20 protein-coding genes are annotated in these 19538 nt (G+C 38.4%); 15 read left to right on the top strand and 5 right to left on the bottom strand.

Features of this window, described 5'->3' with window-relative positions; all coding sequences use genetic code 11:
• Positions 1-34: 34 nt before the first annotated feature.
• From HNQ41_RS08900 to HNQ41_RS08920, 5 genes are all read left to right on the top strand, one after another.
• The gene (locus HNQ41_RS08900) at positions 35-2590 is read left to right on the top strand and encodes a DUF7507 domain-containing protein (protein ID WP_184664074.1); all 2556 of its coding nucleotides are present in this window, start codon (positions 35-37) and stop codon (positions 2588-2590) included.
• Between the two features lie 367 nt (positions 2591-2957).
• Complete coding sequence (locus HNQ41_RS08905) at positions 2958-3260, top strand: alpha-helical endospore appendage domain-containing protein (RefSeq protein ID WP_184664075.1); 303 nt, start codon at positions 2958-2960, stop codon at positions 3258-3260.
• 168 nt (positions 3261-3428) lie between these two features.
• Positions 3429-3731 (top strand): alpha-helical endospore appendage domain-containing protein, encoded by a 303-nt coding sequence (locus tag HNQ41_RS08910; protein WP_184664076.1) that lies wholly within the window; start codon positions 3429-3431, stop codon positions 3729-3731.
• A gap of 360 nt (positions 3732-4091) precedes the next feature.
• Positions 4092-4469 (top strand): alpha-helical endospore appendage domain-containing protein, encoded by a 378-nt coding sequence (locus HNQ41_RS08915; protein ID WP_184664077.1) that lies wholly within the window; start codon positions 4092-4094, stop codon positions 4467-4469.
• 24 nt (positions 4470-4493) lie between these two features.
• Entirely contained in the window at positions 4494-4970 is a 477-nt protein-coding gene (locus HNQ41_RS08920) for a hypothetical protein (RefSeq protein WP_184664078.1), read from the top strand.
• Between the two features lie 77 nt (positions 4971-5047).
• On the opposite strand, the gene HNQ41_RS08925 is transcribed toward HNQ41_RS08920, so the two are convergent.
• Positions 5048-5428, bottom strand: a complete 381-nt coding sequence (locus tag HNQ41_RS08925; protein ID WP_246421570.1) for an alpha-helical endospore appendage domain-containing protein — start codon at positions 5426-5428, stop codon at positions 5048-5050.
• 234 nt (positions 5429-5662) lie between these two features.
• Between HNQ41_RS08925 and HNQ41_RS08930 the strand changes: the two genes are divergently transcribed.
• Positions 5663-6511, top strand: a complete 849-nt coding sequence (locus HNQ41_RS08930; protein ID WP_184664079.1) for a DegV family protein — start codon at positions 5663-5665, stop codon at positions 6509-6511.
• 41 nt (positions 6512-6552) lie between these two features.
• Here HNQ41_RS08930 and HNQ41_RS08935 read toward each other — a convergent pair whose 3' ends face one another.
• The gene (locus tag HNQ41_RS08935; RefSeq protein ID WP_184664080.1) at positions 6553-6888 is read right to left on the bottom strand and encodes a DsrE family protein; all 336 of its coding nucleotides are present in this window, start codon (positions 6886-6888) and stop codon (positions 6553-6555) included.
• Positions 6889-7118: 230 nt separating this feature from the next.
• Here HNQ41_RS08935 and HNQ41_RS08940 point away from each other — a divergent pair, with 230 nt between their 5' ends.
• Entirely contained in the window at positions 7119-8384 is a 1266-nt protein-coding gene (locus tag HNQ41_RS08940) for an L-lactate MFS transporter (protein WP_184664081.1), read from the top strand.
• Positions 8385-8443: 59 nt separating this feature from the next.
• On the opposite strand, the gene fdhF is transcribed toward HNQ41_RS08940, so the two are convergent.
• The gene (gene fdhF / locus HNQ41_RS08945; RefSeq protein WP_343043346.1) at positions 8444-10582 is read right to left on the bottom strand and encodes a formate dehydrogenase subunit alpha; all 2139 of its coding nucleotides are present in this window, start codon (positions 10580-10582) and stop codon (positions 8444-8446) included.
• A 75-nt stretch (positions 10583-10657) separates the two neighbouring features.
• Between fdhF and HNQ41_RS08955 the strand changes: the two genes are divergently transcribed.
• The 5 genes from HNQ41_RS08955 to HNQ41_RS08975 all read left to right on the top strand — a co-directional run bounded on the left by HNQ41_RS08955 (position 10658) and on the right by HNQ41_RS08975 (position 15097).
• Positions 10658-10801, top strand: a complete 144-nt coding sequence (locus tag HNQ41_RS08955) for a hypothetical protein (RefSeq protein ID WP_184664084.1) — start codon at positions 10658-10660, stop codon at positions 10799-10801.
• Between the two features lie 236 nt (positions 10802-11037).
• Positions 11038-11460 (top strand): hypothetical protein, encoded by a 423-nt coding sequence (locus HNQ41_RS08960; protein ID WP_184664085.1) that lies wholly within the window; start codon positions 11038-11040, stop codon positions 11458-11460.
• A gap of 185 nt (positions 11461-11645) precedes the next feature.
• Positions 11646-12908: an MFS transporter gene (locus HNQ41_RS08965; RefSeq protein WP_221301901.1), complete on the top strand. Its 1263-nt coding sequence runs from the start codon at positions 11646-11648 to the stop codon at positions 12906-12908.
• A gap of 68 nt (positions 12909-12976) precedes the next feature.
• Entirely contained in the window at positions 12977-13150 is a 174-nt protein-coding gene (locus HNQ41_RS08970) for a hypothetical protein (RefSeq protein WP_184664086.1), read from the top strand.
• Positions 13151-13327: 177 nt separating this feature from the next.
• A complete protein-coding gene (locus tag HNQ41_RS08975) occupies positions 13328-15097 on the top strand; it encodes a S8 family peptidase (RefSeq protein ID WP_184664087.1) in 1770 nt (589 codons plus the stop codon).
• Positions 15098-15107: 10 nt separating this feature from the next.
• Here HNQ41_RS08975 and HNQ41_RS08980 read toward each other — a convergent pair whose 3' ends face one another.
• Positions 15108-15266 (bottom strand): aspartyl-phosphate phosphatase Spo0E family protein, encoded by a 159-nt coding sequence (locus HNQ41_RS08980; protein ID WP_184664088.1) that lies wholly within the window; start codon positions 15264-15266, stop codon positions 15108-15110.
• A gap of 267 nt (positions 15267-15533) precedes the next feature.
• Positions 15534-15668, bottom strand: a complete 135-nt coding sequence (locus HNQ41_RS16770; RefSeq protein ID WP_281394002.1) for a hypothetical protein — start codon at positions 15666-15668, stop codon at positions 15534-15536.
• A gap of 1204 nt (positions 15669-16872) precedes the next feature.
• Between HNQ41_RS16770 and HNQ41_RS08985 the strand changes: the two genes are divergently transcribed.
• The 3 genes from HNQ41_RS08985 (at position 16873) to HNQ41_RS08995 (ending at position 19534) form a co-directional block, all read left to right on the top strand.
• Entirely contained in the window at positions 16873-17049 is a 177-nt protein-coding gene (locus HNQ41_RS08985) for a hypothetical protein (RefSeq protein WP_184664089.1), read from the top strand.
• 60 nt (positions 17050-17109) lie between these two features.
• Positions 17110-18504: a class II fumarate hydratase gene (fumC, locus tag HNQ41_RS08990; RefSeq protein WP_184664090.1), complete on the top strand. Its 1395-nt coding sequence runs from the start codon at positions 17110-17112 to the stop codon at positions 18502-18504.
• Between the two features lie 100 nt (positions 18505-18604).
• On the top strand, positions 18605-19534 hold the full coding sequence (locus HNQ41_RS08995; protein WP_184664091.1) for a membrane dipeptidase: 930 nt from the start codon (positions 18605-18607) through the stop codon (positions 19532-19534).
• Positions 19535-19538 lie beyond the last annotated feature (4 nt).

Genomic DNA, 19538 nt, shown 5'->3' on the forward strand with positions numbered 1-19538 from the left:
TATTGAAAAATATTGTTTAAAGGGAGGTAAAAAAGTGGTTAATAGGCCAAATGTAAATGAGATCAATGATTATTTGGTCATTGGTATGAGACCATCTGAGGCAGGCGAAGCCGTGACTATCGGCAGTAGTCAAGAGATTGGAGCTAACCGACAGACCCTATCAGGTGGAAACCCAGGAGACCCCTTTGTTTCACCAATTACTCCAAATATTAATCCACCGTATCCTGCACCATCAAGTCCTAACCTTCGAAGTGTATTTTTTCCTGATCCAAGTGATCCAACAAACCCTAATGTAAACCGGTGGCTGTGGGACTCTAATGAACAAGCTCATTTTCTGCCTGATGCTAACTTGCTGTTTCGAGGGGTAGATTGGACTGGTAATGTAGCTGTAACAAGTCCAACAGGCACCTATTCACTTCAAGATATAAATGTATTTGCAGATATAGGATTTGCTACCACGTGGAATCAAGCTGCAGATGATGTAGAGAATTCATATTATTTTGATGAAAATTCTTTATCAGGCGTTTTAATGTCAGATGCTTCACCAGATCCAGCTAGAGGTTGGGTGGCACCATTCGATCATACCCAATTATTAAGTGATTTGCGTGACTGGAGAGAATTTATTCGAAACTTGCCAAGAGATGCATTTTTCGATTCTGGAGATCCTGCAAATCCTCGTGATGTAATCAATCGTAATTCTATTGCTACGGTTGCTGGAGGAAAACTCATATATGACGTAGCAGGTATGGATATAAATAATGATGGGTTTGTAGTAATCGACATTCAATATGATGGAACAGATTTTGAGGTTAATAATTCTGATTGGATTATCACAAACAGTGATCCCGAGGAGGAAGAGAAGTTAGTTATTTTCCGTATTCGGGGAGAAGCCAATATGAATATGAGCAACTCTTCTATTATGGTTGGAGATGGATTAGAGTGCCCAGACGGATTAAGTGTAATGTTTGTTAAAGCACATCCAGAAGAAGAGTTTACTAGCTTAAGTGGTAGCTCAGATCAAGTTTTTGATGCCAATAATTTAGTTATAAATGGTATCGGCTTTTGGGACCTAAATACAATTGGTGATGCAGAAACAGATGAAGATTTCGGACCTCCTACAGACCCCGACGTTTATATTAACGTTGACTTTCCAACAACAGATTTCGTGGATAGAAATCAACAAGATAATTATACTGAAATCTCTATTAGTAATGCCCAAGGTTGCGGACAGTTCATTAGTCCGTTTGTAGAAATGCAAAATGTCAGGTTTATCCGCTGTGCACCATGTCCAGAAGTTGTAGAAGATCCAGCAATTGATCTAGAAAAGTTTGTATCACCAGATGGAGGTACAACATTCTTTGATGCGGATACTCCACCAGGACCGAATATCCCAGAAGGAATAGACCCAGTCTTTAGATATGTTGTGACAAATACAGGAAATGTGCCGCTAGAAAATATCACATTAACAGATGATGTGCTAGGCCCGATAACAATTCCATCAACAACATTAGATCCAGGGGAATCTTTTGCAGTTGAGATAACAGGTACTTGGGCTGAAGGCCAACAAGTTAATATTGCAATAGTAACAGGTGATTATGAAGATATTACTGTCACCGATGAGGATCCGGCTCATTATGTTGGGGTAGTTGAACCAGCACCAGCAATTGATCTTGAAAAGTTTGTATCACCAGATGGAGGTACAACATTCTTTGATGCAGATACCCCACCAGGACCAGATATTCCTGTGGGAACAGATCCAGTCTTTAGGTTTATTGTAACGAACACTGGTAATGTTCCACTAGAGAACATCACCTTAACAGACGATGTATTAGGGCCAATCACCATACCAACTACTACGCTAGATCCGGGAGAATCCTTTACAGTAGATGTAACTGGTACTTGGGCTGAAGGTCAACAAGTTAATACTGCAACAGTAACAGGTGAGTATGAAGATATTACTGTCACCGATGAGGATCCGGCTCATTATGTTGGGGTAGTTGAACCAGCGCCAGCAATTGATCTTGAAAAGTTTGTATCACCAGATGGAGGTACAACATTCTTTGATGCGGACACTCCACCAGGACCGAATATTCCAGAAGGAACAGATCCTGTCTTTAGATTTATTGTAACGAACACTGGTAATGTTCCACTAGAGAATACCACCTTAACAGACGACGTATTAGGACCAATCACCATACCAACTACTACGCTAGATCCGGGAGAATCCTTTACAGTAGATGTAACTGGTACTTGGGCTGAAGGCCAACAAGTTAATACTGCAACAGTAACAGGTGAGTATGAAGATATAACGGTAAGTGATGAAGATCCAGCTCATTATGTAGGTGTTGTTCCTTCTTTGGAAGTGGAAAAGCTTGTATCAGTTGATGGAGGGGAAACCTTTGAACCAGCACCGTCATCACCTGGACCTACACTTCCTGAAGGAGTGACAGTTCAATTTCAATTTATCGTAACAAACACTGGCCCCGTTCCAATTACTAATATTACTATAGAGGATAGTGAGTTAGGTATAGTTGGGGTGATTCCAGTCCTTCAACCAGGAGAATCACAGACATTTATTGCTTCTCCTTAGCATTGATAAACAGAGAACAGTTATGGAAGAAACACTTAACACATGTGAATTACCAGAACCGCTTGAATCTCGCACTTTCGGGGCTGATTTTTAAACAAAAGAGAACAAATCGTGATAAGTAGTCATCACGGTTTGTTCTCTTTTTATTTGTTGGGGGCTTAATAAAATCTTGAGCAAAATACGCAAACTCCAAAGTGCTATAAACTTGAATTATCGAAAAATAAGAATAGTACAGGAGAGTACGTATGTCTTAATCATCATAAAAGGACTGTAATTAAAAAATTCGAATATCATTAGGCGGATGTATTGTCAGCAATAATCTAAGTTCATATTCTATAATGATTAAACAAAAGGAGGAGTTCAAAAAATGGGTATGCCTAACATTCCTGACATTCAACCTAATATTGATATTAATCGCGAGGATGTAGTGAACTTATTATTAGCTTCAATTGCATTAGAAGAAATCGGTCTTTCACACCTTATTAATGCAGAGGGAGAAAAACTACAACGAGTGATAGATGATGAAAACGCAACAGTGGATCAGTTATTAGAAGTGAACCGAAATGTTGAAAAAAGTTTACGAGGGGTAACAAAAAAAGAAATGTTATTACAATTTAAATTGGAAGATACTATGGAGCTTTTTAATGATGAAAACGGTAAAAAATGCTAACAGAAAGATGTGTGAATATAAGAACAATGATGAAGTAAATAAATCATTCTAATAGGGGATATGAGTTAAACTTATTGATAAATATCCTTATAGTTAGGCAATGATACTCTCGCTTTCCTCTCAAATTCATATTATATATTGACTTCAAAAATAAGGAGGAGTATAAACATGGGAATGCCTAATATTCCAGATATCACACCAAATATTGATGTTGATCGAGATGACGTTGTCAATCTCTTACTAGCTTCAATTGCATTAGAAGAGATCGGCCTTTCACATCTAATTAATGCTGAAGGTGAAAAGTTACAACGTTTTATCGATGATGAAAATGCGACATTAGAAAACCTCTTAGAAGTGAATCGAAGTGTAGAAAAAAGCTTACGCGGGATAACGAAAAAGGAAATGTTACTACAATTCAAGTTAGAGGATACGATGGACCTTTTGAATAACGGTGAAAATAACGGGACTTAAAAAGAAATACGCAGACTTAGTGGTTTTTATCATTAATTACAGGTAAAGGCATCCTATTTTGACACATATGTCATATATAGGGATATGTAGTTGAAATGAACCGGTTTTTAACAAAGCCACTCTCTTAGTAAATGAGAGTGGCTTTACTTGTTTAAAGTAATCAATGTTCCCAAGAGAAATTGAAGTTTTTGTGTTTAGTGAACTACCTACACTTAACTTCGTTTGAGTTTTAAAAAGTGGCAATTGTAAAGTAAACCCTCCCGTCTTTAAGAATAAAAAATCATACAATATCATTTTGGACATACACTATACTATCTATTGCCATGAGGCTTAAATATATGAAGAAAGGAATCAAAAAGGATGGACATCAATCAGAAGTTGATTGAAAAACATAAACAGTCTTTAGAAGGAAATATTACAAGTTTGCTTGATTCCATTGCCAAAGAAGAAAAAGCATTAGCCAAGCTTATTGAATCAGAAGCTGATAATATTGATGCTTTTATTGGGGACCACTTGAACTTCCCTACAGAACCATCTAACCAAGAGATATTAGATTTCAATAAATCAATCAATAAACTCATTGATTCTGTCTTAATCAAACAATGGATTTTGTTTAAAAAAGTCGAAATGGTTGTAGATTTGCAGATGAACATGGATAGTACCCAAATAGAAGATAAGTTCGTGGAAGCAGGTTTAGATGAAGATTTATTTTTCATGAAGGGTGAAGAAGAAGAATGATTTCTTAAGAAAGGAGTCATTGTGATGAAGAATACACACCATTCTTTACAAGAATCATTAGAACATCTAACGAATGCGCTAAATAACTATTCGAATAGGATAGCAAATCTTCATGATGCTATTCAAAAAAAGGAAGGAGTTGAAGGGCCAGAAGAACATTCTCATGAGTCTAACCCATTAATTATTTCAAAAATGTATTTATATAGATCTGTAGAAACGCTCACTCACCTTGAATCATTTTTAAAGGAGAAAGAAGGCTTGTACTTTCATGATGCGCGTTCATCTACGCCCGAAAATATAAATGACATGTTGGACTCTCTAATTAATCGACGGATTGTTCCTTCACATCGGGAAGATCCTTTGGTAGGTAATCTTGGGGTTTATTATCGGACAAGCAAACCAGTGTATATAAACAGAATCCCTGTTCAGCCGTTACCTCCTTGGTTTTCAAATGGGTATTTTATTAATACAAGGACATTTAGAAAGCGGCTACCTTTATAATTTTATAGGTACTTTTTTAATGGAAAGCGATGCCGTAGCTGTTTCGGTAAAATCCACAACTACGGCTTTTATTTTCGTTACCACGGCTTTCTAGGAAAATCTTCTTTCTTATCTTTAGGGCCTTTATCATCATGTTTTTTATCATCGTCAGAGCATCTGTCTTTCTTTTTCTTATCATCCTCATTAAGCATTTCAATGACATTTTCGAGTTTATATTGTAATAACATCTCTTTTTTTATCGTACTTTGTAACATTTTTTCAGTACTTTTATTCATATCTAATAAGTCCTCGATTGTTTCCGCTTTACATAACCCGGCTTGAAGTTTTTCCCCTTCTGCATTGATAATATGAGATAACCCAATTTCTTCCATGGCAATAGACGTCAATAATAAATTGATGACTTCTTCCCTCGTTAAGTCAATGTTAGGTGAAATATCAGGGATGTTTGGTAATGACATATATTTTCCTCCTTTAATTACCTCTTAAGTATAATGTCATCATATGGTTATACACCTAATTTGGTTCCTTTATGTGTATTTTTTTAAGCTTGTCGGGGAAATTAACCCTTAACAGGGGTGTGAAAAGTGAAAATGATGATTGATGAAAAAGTGTCAAAAAGAAAATCTTAACAACCCTATATACATGTAGTATGATGAAAAAGATAGATTGCTAGAGAAAAATGGGGTGCTTGTGTGAGTAAAAGCGTAAAAATTGTAACTGACTCCACTGTTGATTTGCCAAGAGAGGAATTGGAAGCTTTAGGTGTTACCGTGGTCCCTCTTACCGTCACGATTGATGGGCAATCGTATATCGATGGTGTTGATATTAAACCGAATGAATTTATAGCAAAACTGAAAACTGCAGAAAAAATTCCACAAAGCTCACAACCTTCTCCTGGTGTGTTTAAAGATGTATATGATCGTCTAGGTGAGGATGGGAGTTCAGTCATATCTATTCACATGACAAGTGGCATGAGTGGTACATATACTTCAGCTCAAACTGCAGCTGAGATGACAGATACCGATGTCTCTGTTATTGATTCTTCCTTTATTTCTGTTGCATTAAGTTTTCAAGTAAAGGAAGCAGTGAATTTGGCGAAACAAGGAGCAACAAAAGACGATATTTTAGCGAAAATAGAAGAAGTGAAAGAGCATACTTCGTTATACATTATGGTGGATACATTAGAGTACTTAGTTAAAGGTGGGCGTATTGGTCGAGGTAAAGGACTGGTTGGCTCATTGTTAAAAATTAAACCAATTGCTTCATTAGCTGATGGGGTATACACACCGGTATCAAAGGTACGAACATACGTACAAATGATTAATCAGTTTCGGAAGACGTTATTGGAGGAAACTGAAGGGAAGAAGATCGCTGGTATCGGGATTGCTCATGCGGAAGCCAATGAACTAGCTGAAAAGTTAAAATCGTCTATAAAAGGTGCAACAGGTTATAATGATATTTCAATTATTGAAACAACACCTATCATTAGTACACATGCTGGTCCAGGAGCGATCGCGCTCATGTACTATACGGAAACGTAAACAAAAACGAGGGATGACTCAGTCCCTCGTTTTGTTTACGTTTATAATGTGATAACCGAGTACTCCTTTGATAAATCAATGAATGCTTTCATCGATGAAACTTCGCCAACGACGAGTTCATTTGATAATTGATAATAGTCAATGCATGTTTTACAACCAAGAATAGGAACACCATTTTCCTCCATTTCTTTCAAATGTAAGGATGCGAAATGACGATCAGTTAAGGTATAGACGCCTTTGTTGATTGTGAATATTGCTGCAGGTTTATCGTCTTCTTGTTTTAATAACGTAAAGTAGTTTTCTAACAGAGACCTACCCAGCTCTTCTTCTCCACTCCCAAGATGTTCAGATGTAAGTAAAATGATATTGTTCTTCATGTTTTATCCTCCTTCTTATTTAACAGCACATATGTACTAATTCAATACATTATGTTTAATTTTGGCAACGATAAGATGTAAAGTTCAACAAATTGTGACATATTTATGTGGTTTTTGTGAAAAATTTAACACAGCTATTTTTGCAGACCGTGGTTTCCGTTACGATATAAAGGGAGTGATTATGAGAATTGGTTTTTATATTTATATGATGAATAGGAGGATTTAAAAGAATGAAAACGAAAAATCGTTGGCTGATTGCATTATCTGCGATATCGATTCACTTATCGATCGGATCTGCTTACGCCTACAGTGTATTTCAAAATCCGATTTCTCAACAGGTGGGGTGGGAATCAACGCAGATATCATTGGCTTTTACGATCGCGATCTTTTTTCTAGGTTTATCTGCTGCATTCTTCGGCCCGTTTGTAGAAAAAAATGGTCCGAGGAAATCAGCACTCTTAGCTGCGACTTTATTCTCAACAGGAACGATTGGATCCGGTGTAGCCGTTGCTTTTGAGTCACTGCCATTGTTTTTATTATTTTATGGAGCGATTGGTGGGATCGGATTAGGATTAGGGTATATTTCACCTGTTTCGACATTAGTGAAATGGTTTCCAGACCGTCGTGGACTAGCAACAGGAATGGCAGTGTTCGGGTTTGGGGCAGGGGCTTTAATAGCCAGCCCGGTAGCAGCTAATCTTATTGATATCGTTGGGATCGAGGCGACATTTTATATTTTAGGATCTGTTTATTTAACCTTAATGACCTTAGGAGCTCTTTATATTGCCCGACCACCTGAGGGCTGGCTTCCTGATGGAATGAAGAGTGCAGAAAAAGAGGAGAAATCAACGAGTCAATCTGATTTGGCGCAATTAACAGCGAAAGAAGCCATTAAAACAAGAAGGTTTTGGATGCTTTGGGTAATGATGTTTATCAACATTTCTGTAGGTATTATGCTTATATCTGTTGCATCCCCAATGGCACAGGAAACTGTAGGGATGTCTGCGATTGCAGCAGCCAGCATGGTCGGTATCATGGGCTTATTTAACGGAGGAGGGCGGATCGTATGGTCTTCTGCGTCTGATTATATTGGCCGCTCCCGACTACTGATCATATTTTTTGCGATCCAGTTCACCGCATTTTTAATTTTACCTGCTGTCCATCAGGCGATAATCTTTCAACTTCTAATTTTTATCGTCATTTCCATTTATGGTGGAGGGTTTGCAGTTCTACCTGCGTTCATAGGTGACTTATTTGGGACAAAGCAATTAGGAGCAATCCATGGTCTCTTACTGACGTCTTGGTCAATGGCTGGGGTTGTCGGACCAATGACTGTTTCGTTTATTTATGAAACTTTTGGTGTGTATACACCGACATTCTATTTATTTGCTGTTTTATTAGGTGTCGCATTTGTCACATCAATCTTCATGTATAAAAATATCCAAGCTCTACAAAAAGAAAAAGAAAGCACATTAGTAGAAGCTGAAGCTGTTTAAAAAATGAAGCGCCTATCTGACTTATGATAGGCGCATTCTTTTATTAAAAAAATTGACCATTAGTCAATTTTTTCAATTGCAACAGCACAAGCTTTAAATTCTGCTGTACCAGATATCGGATCAAATTCATCAATTGTTAGCTTATTGGTAGGGACATCTGCCCAATGGAAGCTCATAAATACAAGTTTCGGTTGAACTTGTTCGGTCACTTTCGCTTTTACTGTCACCTTTCCACGTCGCGAACGAACTTGTACGTATTCGCCATCAGTTATCTCTAATTCTTTTGCATCTTCTGGGTGCATGTCAACAGTTTCTTCTGTTTGTTTCTGTTTTACTTGATCTGGGTAATACTTCGTCTGCGTGTGTGTATTGTATTGTTCATAGCGCCGTCCCGTTGTTAAAGTAAATGGATAGTTTTCATCTGGTTGTTCTACTGGTGGGGTATAAGAAACACCGATAAATGGTGAAGGATGATCGAGTTTTTTATTTTCTTGAAACCTCGTGTGTAAAATTTCTGTACCTGGATGATCGTTATCAGGGCATGGGTATTGTAACCCATTGGTTTCACTAAGCCGTTCGTAAGACATGCCGCCATACATTGTTTGAGCGAGTTCGCGAACTTCATGCCAAATTTCTTCGCTACTTTCATAGGACATTGGGTAGCCCATGAGATTTGCGATGTCAGTGAGAATTTCCCAATCATCTTTAAGGTTTTCATGTGCATCTAATGCTGCTCGAACACGCTGGACTCGACGGTCAGTGTTCGTATATGTTCCTTCAACTTCAGCCCAACCTTTTGCAGGTAAGACAACATCAGCCATTTTTGCAGTTTCGGTCATAAATAGATCTTGAACGACCATAAAGTCAACATTTTCTAGTGCTTCCTTTGTATAAGACATGTGTACGTCAGCAAGGACAGGGTTTTCCCCAATAATATATAGCCCCTTCATTCTTCCTTCATTCATTTTTTCTAACATCACTGTTTGCGTTTGTCCAACATGTTTATTTAATGAAACGGCCCAGGCTTTCTCAAAGCGATTTCGGTGTTGATCATCACTAATTGGCACAGCACCAGTTAGCATGTTTGGCAAACAGCCCATATCGCCAGCACCTTGAACATTGTTTTGTCCTCGTAAAGGCATGATGCCGGTACCTCGTTTTCCGATGTTACCAGTGATCAGAGAGAGATTAGCGATATCGAAAACATTGTTAACCCCGCAATGGTGTTCGGTGATACCGAGTGTATACGCGATCATTCCTTTATCCGCTTTTGCGAATGCCTCAGCAACTTCAATGATGTCATCTTCAGAAAGACCAGTGACTGATGAAGCGTAAGCAGGAGTATATAAAGATACTTGTTCACGCAAAGTTTCAATATCTGTTGTGTTATTTTCCAAGAAAGTTTTGTCAAACCACCCATTTTTTAAAATGGTGTGAATCATTGCGTTCATCAGTGCAATATCAGAACCGACATATAAAGGTAAATGTTTCGTAGCAAACTTCGTCATATCAATTTGCCGAGGGTCTATGACATAAATTTTTAGCCCTTTTTTGGCTGCTTTCTTCATTCGATTTGCGATAATTGGATGTGCTTCGCTCGTGTTTGAGCCCATGAGAAGTAATACTTCAGCTTCATCAATGTCAGTAACGGAATTCGTTGGAAATCCAGAACCTAATACCGTCGCCAGACCGGCGACACTTGGAGCGTGTCAAGTACGGTTACATCCATCAATATTATTTGTCCCAAGCACTGCTCGAGCAAACTTTTGGGTGACAAAATTTGTCTCATTCGTTGCTCGTGCGCAGGCAAAGATCGAAAGGGCATCAGAGCCAAATGATGTTTTAATGTCGTGGAATTTATTGGCGACAAGTGAAAGTGCTTCTTCCCAACTTGTCGGTACGAGTTTACCACCTTTGCGTACATGTGGCTCAGTTAAGCGCTCTTCAGCGTGCATATAGTGGTAGCCGAGTGCGCCCTTGATACATGTTTGCCCTTGGTTAACAGGTGCATCTTTATCTCCACGTACACGTGTAATTTGATTATCTTTGACTTCTAAAATTAAGCCACACCCAGTACCGCAATAACCGCATATCGTTTTAACCTTTTTTGTTTCCCCCATCAATAGAACAACTCCCCTCAAAAAATTGAAACAGTTTCCATATTTATTGTAGCAAAAATTTCCGTTTATGAAGAGCATATGTAAGAATATTTGAGAAAGTTTTCACAGGTGCGGTAAAATATAAGATGTGCCTTTCGTAAAGAGAGGATGGATATGACGGAAAGTTATGGACTTGTATTAGGATGTGGCAGCATTCGAAGTGTTTTTACAGGTGATGATTCTAATACAAGAGGTGCATTTTCAAATGGGGAGGCGATGAGCAGAGGGGCATGCAATGCAGAGCGTCGTTGGATCTAAGCAATAAGGGAGATAACGAAAAAACTCTTGATGATGTGAATCATCCTGAGTTTCTCCCTGTGAAGTAATGGGTAAAAGAAGTTAAAATCACGAGTGTAATCGTGAACCTATAAAATAGCTAGGATATACCCGACGAGTTAAGACGAAGCTTGATAGGTTGATTTTTATAAACAAAAGAGCAACTTGCAAAACATTTTCATTAGTTGTCATAGCTGATTAATAATTGAGGTGAAAGAATGAATCGAATGAAAGGGTACCGGGTCCTCATTTTTACATTGTTTTTAGCATTTATCAGTCTAATTTCTCGGTCAATTATTTACTTGACCATTGCACTAATCGTTGCAGCGATGGTTGTTTACTTGTTGAGTCAAGATAAAAAACATCGTTACAAAACGAAATCAGAACAAGTGAAAAAGCCTAATCATAAAAGCAATTCCTCTGAACCATTCCCACTTCGATTTGTTGTTGTTGTCGTTGGGGGTATTGTTTTAACAATTTATGGCATTACTGGTTACTTTGGTATTGATACTTTTTTTGAGGAAATGGGTATGGAAGTAGGTGTGCCGATTTTTTATGCTGGATCAGCATTATTTGGTATTGCTATAACGTTATACGGCCTTTTTTTTGGACTCAAAACATATTTGCGCGGTCCCAATTAATTCATTTTGTTTAAGAGACAGGTTTAGTTGTTGAAGGGTTTAGGTAAGTTGGCGAACATTAACTGTATTTTCTTGATCATTGTCGGTGAAGGAAGAACAGTTATCGTTTGTCAACTTTTTTTAAATCATATCTCTTTTCAGAATTGAATTTGTTCTCTATAATACTTAGGAAGACGAAATATTAAATGGAAAAGAAGAAGGTGTTTCATATCTCTACGGAAAAACGCAATCTACTCATTATGTGGATCGCAAACTTCCTTGTCGCTGCAAGTGCAACGATGATTTTACCTTTTCTTTCGTTGTACATCGAAACTTTTGGTGACTATTCAGATGCATATGTTCAACGATGGGCTGGGTTTATTTTTGGCATTACGTTTTTAGTCGCTTTTTTTGTCTCGCCTTTATGGGGCAGATTTGGTGATCGGTTTGGTCGAAAGAGAATATTATTGATCACTGGTTACGGTATCGCTTTGTCAATCTTTTTCATGGGGTACGTTTCTTCCGTTGAAGAATTATTTTTCCTACGACTTTTAATGGGGATTGTCACAGGGTTTATCCCGACATCTTTAGCGCTTATATCATCACAAACACGCAAGGAAATTGCTGGAAGGGTATTAGGAACTTTGCAAATGGGGACAGTTTCTGGTGGTTTATTAGGTCCTTTGCTTGGCGGAGCTCTTGCTGATGCCGTTGGTTTTATTTATACCTTCATTTTGACAGCTATTACAATCACCATTGCGACAACGCTAGTTGCTGTAGGGATTAAAGAAGTGAAGGTACGTACAGATCAAGGTGATCCTTCAGAAGGAAAATATTCAATGAAGGATGTTTTTCGAGAGTTAATCACAAATCGCGTATTGCTCGTCATTATGTTTATTTCTATGATCATTCAAACAGCCAACTTTAGCGTGCAGCCTTTGCTAGCATTATATGTCGACGAATTATTGACCGTAGAAAATGTCGCTTTCCTGGCGGGATTGGCCTTTTCGATTACTGGATTAGGAAATTTATTATCCACACGTTCATGGGGGAAGTTAGGAGACCGAATTGGTCATGAAAAAGTTTTAATTATTTGCTCAATATTAGCTGTCGTTTTCTTTTTACCTCAAGCTTTTGTCACAAATATTTGGCAATTGATATTGCTTCGATTTTTATACGGTCTTCAGATTGGTGGTATGATTCCTTGTATTACTGCGTATATTCGACGTGAAGCTCCTCTGGAAATTCAAGGTGAAGTGCTAGGGTATAATCAAAGTTTTCGGTTTTTAGGAAATGTCATCGGGCCGGTGATAGGCGGTGTGGCTTCAGGAATTTGGACCATTTCATCCGTATTTTTCGTCGCTTCTGGATTATTTGCTAGTGGAGCACTCTTATTATGGATTGCAGTGAAATACGAGCAAAAAGAAAAGAATAGGAATGTGGAGAGGCCTTCAGTTAGAGGGGCATAATTAATACCTATGTACTTTACTCCGTGTTACAATAGTTAATAATTTTACGTGTGAGGTGTTGGGGAAGCATGCTTCTTACAAAGCGGGAGAAACAATTACTCATTCGGGTCTTAAAAAAAGAAAAACGAAAAAAGTGGTTTGGTTCACAAGAAGATCCACAATTGATTGAGGAGTTAATTGAAAAAATAGAACAAAGTCAACGGAATGAAAAGATGAATGAAGTCAAGTCATCAAAGCTGTAAGGAAAATCAAGCTTGAATGTAAAAATAGAAAGTGTTCAGGTTGCCTATTTACGTGGAGTAAATAGGCAACCTTTTTTAATGTCTGTTGAAGGTTTATGTTGAATTTGTTTGTTTACATGAATACAAAATAATGAAGCATCCTAATTTCAGACATTCCATCAGGAGGTAGTACGGACCATGGAACGATTGATCAAGTTATCTATTTTTTATGCAGTATCATTGTTCGCAGTACTGGCAATATGGTTTACTTCATCTCATGAAATTGCTCAAGATGATGAAGAAACAGGTGTAGGTATTGAAGCCATGAATCAAATTCTGGCAGAAGATGTGTCATTATCAATTTCGATGTTTTTACATCAAGTAGCTTCAGATTTGGAGCCATGGTTAGAAGAGGGAGAAGAAGAAGAGTTAACGTCCTGGTTGGCTGATCATCCATTTATAGAAGGAATGGCCTTATTCAGCGATGATCAAGTGGTTTGGGAATATGGAACGATCGAATCAGATGCAAAAGATCAAATCGAACCATTTGATGAATATCTGTTTCTTTCAGATCCTTATGAAAGAAATGGTAAAGATCATTTGTTAGTTGGTCGTCAAAAAGAAGAGGAAGTGATTGTTGGAGAACTTGATTTATCATTTGTAGAGCATTTCGCACAGGATTTAGGTCATGTTATGGATCAACAACAGCAGTTTGTTGCAGGAGGAGATGATGTCGATGTAAAAACATTGACTGAGGATGAACGTGTTGGTTCGATGGCTTACGGTAATGTTCCAGAATTAAATTGGGAAGTAATCATTGATCAACACGAAAACCAAGAAGAAGCAACTCATTTCATAGAACATGAAGCAGTAGTGAAATTAACAGAAATTGCGAATGAAATGGAGTGGCTAAAGCAGCAAAATGTGAAGAAAGTTGACGATCATGATCCATATATTGTCGTTCGAGATGAATCACAACCTACCGATTCTTTCGTTAAGTCTTTACAACAAGACGAAGAAATCGAGTGGGCGGAACCGAACTACCTTTACCATAAACAACAAAATGATAATGAGACGTTCCGAGATCAATTCTCATTGCCAAATGATGAGTTTTATGCCCCTTATCAATGGAATTTACATCAAATTGATATGGAAGAACAAGGTTGGGAACTTGACGAAGAGGAAATGAATGATGTATCGATTGCGATTATTGACAGCGGTGTCGACCCTGACCACCCAGATTTAGAGGAGAAGTTAACGGCAGGTTATAATGCTTTCACCCATGATTCAACTTTCCATGATGAAAATGGGCATGGTACTCATGTAGCAGGGGTTGCCACAGCGATCACAAACAATGTTGAAGGAATTGCAGGAGTTGGTTGGGAGAATCCTTTATTAGCAGTCAAAGTATTGGATGAACAAGCAGAAGGAGATGCGATGTCGATTGCTGACGGGATTCGTTGGGCTGTAGATGAAGGAGCAGAAGTGATTAATTTAAGCCTTGGAGATCACCACGATTCAGAAGTGTTGCATGATGCTATCCGTTATGCATATGACAATGATGTCGTATTAATCGCAGCCACAGGTAATGAAAATGTGTCGACACCAATGTACCCAGCTGCTTATGAGGAAGTCTTGGCCGTTTCCGCTGTCGATATCAATGATAAAAAAGCGATTTTCTCTAACTATGGAAACCATGTAGATGTCACAGCTCCAGGTGAACATATCCCAAGTACTTTCCTCAATAAGCAATATATGATGATGTCTGGTACGTCAATGGCGTCACCGCATGTTGCTGGATTAGCAGGGGTTATTCGAATAAAGGATTCCTCCCTAAATAACGAAGAAATTTACGACATCATTCGAGAATCATCAGATGACCTAGGAAGGGTAGGAAGAGACCCTTATTATGGATATGGAAAAATAAATATTAAAAATGCATTAGAGCGCTTAGAAAAAACAGATTAATCTTCTTAAATTAATTGCTGGTTTCCTGTTGTAACTGGTTGTTTTGGTATTCGACTAATAGCTCGTCTAATTCTTGTGAACATTGTAGTACCAAATTAGATGTAAGTCCTAGTGCAGCAGCGACAGCGACCATTTCGTTTCGTTTTTTCTCGATCAACTCTTCTTTCATTTTCAACACTCCAATAAAGTGATTATGTTCTATTATGACGAAAAAAATATAGCTTGAAAACCGTTTCGTCTAAAAATGTCAAACATCTCGAGGATGTTTGACATTTCTACATAACTCGACTTTTTCATTATTGGACGTGTAAGGGTGAATTCGTTTTACGAGCTGTTTGAAGTGGGTGATTTTTAACCCGACGGTGGAAGAGGGGGTCTTCTGTCGGGCAACGATAAAAAGTGCGTTAAAGGAAGGGAGGTAACCCAAGGGGAAATATTAATATTCGATTTCATCAATATCTTTAGGGTGTGGTTCTCGATCTTCAGGCAAGTATACTTGATAATGAATTTTAGGCTTTTTATCTGTATTAGTTTGTCTTTTTAGTTTAAGGTTTTTCGACTTTTTTTTCATTTTTACACTCCTTTCAACGACGAAGCGATATTGATTGAGTGTACACGATGGATCTTAGTAAATATTTTTCACGAAATTAGCGTTTTTCATGTATGGAGATGAGGAGGATTTTTAATTCGGTTTAGTGTTCGGTTTACATAATATAATTACAGGAAACTGATGCGGATGGAAACCGAGTACAAGCTCTTATGAATGAAGGGACGAGTTTACTTTACAGCTTTTCCTCCTCAAAGAGTCCGAAGAATGCCAGTGTTCGGACAGTTCTGCCGTTTTGTCTCCTCAAAGAGTCCGAAGAATGCCAGTGTTCGGACAGTTCTATCGTTTTTTCTCCTCAAAGAGTCCGAAGAATGGCAAGGTTCGGACAGTTCTACCGTTTTTTCTCCTCAAAGAGTCCGAAGAATGCCAGTGTTCGGACAGTTCAGCCGTTTTGTCTCCTCAAAGAGTCCGAAGAATGCCAAGGTTCGGACAGTTCTACCGTTTTGTCTCCTCAAAGAGTCCGAAGAATGCCAGTGTTCGGACAGTTCTATCGTTTTTTCTCCTCAAAGAGTCCGAAGAATGCCAAGGTTCGGACAGTCCTACCGTTTTTTCTCCTCAAAGAGTCCGAAGAATGCCAGTGTTCGGACAGTCCTACAGCTATTCCTCCTCAACTCGCGAAATCATGTATGTTGAGTGGTTTTCCAAAATAAAAATAAGTGAGAACAGCATTAACGAAAAAGAGGGAACAGGGTGTTGTTCACTGAAGAAACTACGATCACATGATGTTTGAGTTGAGCTGAATCTAGTAAGGTGCAAGTGACTTGCGGATCGCAAACATACGTTCTGTTATTGCGGGCATATACGTCATTTTTAAGATCGGACGGACATACGTTCCGTTAATCCTCTCTTTTGCGTGCAATAAAGACTGTTTTTGGAAAATAGAGGACCTTCCTTACTCGACTGACAAGCTCAAAAACAGTCTTTTTCAAGCAAATAACGGAATCAATGTCCAGAGCGAGCGACTCAGTGGATGTGACCGCATTTAGCGAACCTGGAGTCGCAACTTTTCGTTTATCCGCGTTTATCAAAAACAACAAAGTTTACGAAAAACATCTTTGAATATTGAAATCAATCGAGCGTTTCAATCATTAAAATTTTGAGCACGATCAGTGTGAAAATAAGTTAAGATGGAAATGAGAACGAATAATGTTTAAGGGGAGAATGTTTGATGGATGCATTAACATGGATCATTGCAATCATTATAGGTTTGATATTGTTACGAATTGTTGGAAAGATATTACGTGTCATTATAACGGTTGGTATTGCTGTTTTTTTGATTTATTTATTTGTGGAATTAACAGACGGAGGACAAATATTCTCAGCTTCATTGTTTCCCGTTGTTTAACTTTTAACCGGTAAGGGAAGAGAATGATTGGATGAAGTTTAATTAGGAGGCTGGTTAAACATGTCTGTTCGTAAGGAAAGAGATACACTTGGTGAAATGGAAGTCCCTGCAGAAAAATGGTGGGGAGCACAAACCCAACGTAGTAGAGAGAATTTCAAGATCGGAACTGAAACGATGCCCCAAGAACTTATTGAAGCTTTTCTCTTATTAAAAAAAGCAGCAGCTACTGCGAATTTGAAATTAGGACAGTTAAATAACACAAAATCTGAAGCAATTACCCAAACGTGTAACGAAATCATCAGTGAACAAAAGTATGAACATTTCCCGCTTGTTGTGTGGCAAACAGGAAGTGGAACGCAAACGAATATGAATGCAAATGAGGTCATTGCTTTTCGAGGAAATGAAAGGTTACGTGAAAAAGGGGAAAATGAATCGCTCCATCCAAACGACGACGTCAATCGTTCGCAAAGTTCAAATGATACATTTCCAACTGCCATGCACATAGCCGCTTACAAAGCAGTTCATGAACGGCTTCTTCCAGAAATCGAGGCGATGATTTCGACCCTTCAAGAAAAAGAAAAGTCATTTGAAAATATTATTAAAATTGGACGGACGCATTTGCAAGATGCAACACCTTTGACCCTAGCGCAAGAAGTAAGCGGCTGGCGTTCAATGCTTGAAAAAAGCCGTAAAATGATAGAAGAAAGTAGTAAGTCGTTGACTGAACTTGCAATTGGAGGAACAGCAGTCGGAACGGGAATCAATGCCCCAAAAGACTTTGGAAGTGTTGTCGCGCACCAACTGAGTGTCGAAACGGGATACCCGTTTGTATCTGCTAGTAATAAATTTCAGGCTTTAACAAGTCATGACCACATTGTGTACGTCCATGGAGCTGTAAAGGCATTAGCTGCAGATACGATGAAAATGGCTAACGACGTTCGCTGGTTAGCGAGTGGACCTCGCTCTGGTATAGGGGAATTAGCGATTCCAGCGAATGAACCAGGTAGTTCAATTATGCCAGGGAAGGTAAACCCTACACAAAGTGAAGCCTTGACAATGGTTGTCTCGCAAGTATTCGGTAATGACGCTTCAATTGGATTTGCTGCAAGTCAAGGAAATTTTGAATTAAACGTTTATAAACCTGTCATCATTTACAATTTCTTGCAATCAATTACGCTTTTAACTGATGCATTAAAATCGTTTAATGATAAGTGTTTAAAAGGATTGGAAGCCAATGAGGAGAAGATTTCTGAGCATGTTGAACAATCTCTTATGTTAGTTACGGCATTGAACCCACACATCGGTTATGAAAAAGCAGCAGCGATTGCGAAAAAAGCATTTGCAGAAGGCACGACACTTAAAGAGGCCGCAATGAGTAGCGGTTACCTTAGTGAAAATGAATTTAATGAAATCGTCCAACCTGATAAGATGGTTTCTCCGTCTGATCCTTCCTAGACGGCGAGTTAAAACGCATATTAAAAAACAATCACATGAACCAAGCGACCTCTTCCATATGCTATAATTGAGTTTATTAGCGTATGAAGGAGGTCGTTTTGTGCTACCAATCATCGACTTACATTGTGATGCACTACTTAAGCTTTGGGAAGATGAAACGCGCTCTTTTAGAGATCATCCAGACATTGAAACGAACCTTATTCGTTTACAAACTGGTGGTGTTCGTATCCAGTTTTTTGCGATTTTTATAGAACCTACAGTTCCAAGTGACCAGACATTTCATGTTGCACTGTCACAAATTGATCGTTTTTACCAAGACGTCTTAGCTAATAACCCAGAGATAAAGCATATTCGTGCTTGGAATGAAATTAATGATTTAGAAGAAGGAGAAATTGGTGCTGTTCTGACGTTAGAAGGGGCTGAGGCAATCGGTAATGACTTAATGAAATTGCGGATGTTATATGAACAAGGGGTTCTCAGCGTAGGTTTGACGTGGAATAACGCCAACCTTTGTGCTGACGGTGTTGGTGAACCCCGTGGCGGTGGGTTAACAAACCTTGGGTATGAGGTTGTAAACTTAAATAATCAATTTCATCGCTTAACCGATGTTTCACACCTGAGTGAGGCATCCTTTTGGAATGTCATTGAATCAGCAGACTATCCAGTAGCTACTCATTCCAATGCGCGAGCGGTTTGTGAACATCGGCGCAATTTGTACGATGATCAGTTGCGTGCATTGTTCGAAAAAGGTGGTTTTATTGGGATCGTATTTAATCCTCCATTTATTAACGGACAAACGACTGCATCGATTGATGAAATATTAAAGCATATCGAACATATTTGTACAATCGGAGGAGAAAATCACCTAGCATTCGGATCCGATTTTGATGGTATCTCATATCATGTTGATCAATTAGAACATGCGGGGATGTATGATCATTTTATTAATGAATTATTAAAGAGATATTCTGAAGATCGGGTGCGTAAGTTTGCTCATTTAAATATGTTAAACCGACTTCCAAGAGGGTAAAGAA

This window comes from Texcoconibacillus texcoconensis, from assembly GCF_014202575.1.
In the GTDB taxonomy this organism is placed as follows: Bacteria; Bacillota; Bacilli; order Bacillales; family Salisediminibacteriaceae; genus Texcoconibacillus; species Texcoconibacillus texcoconensis.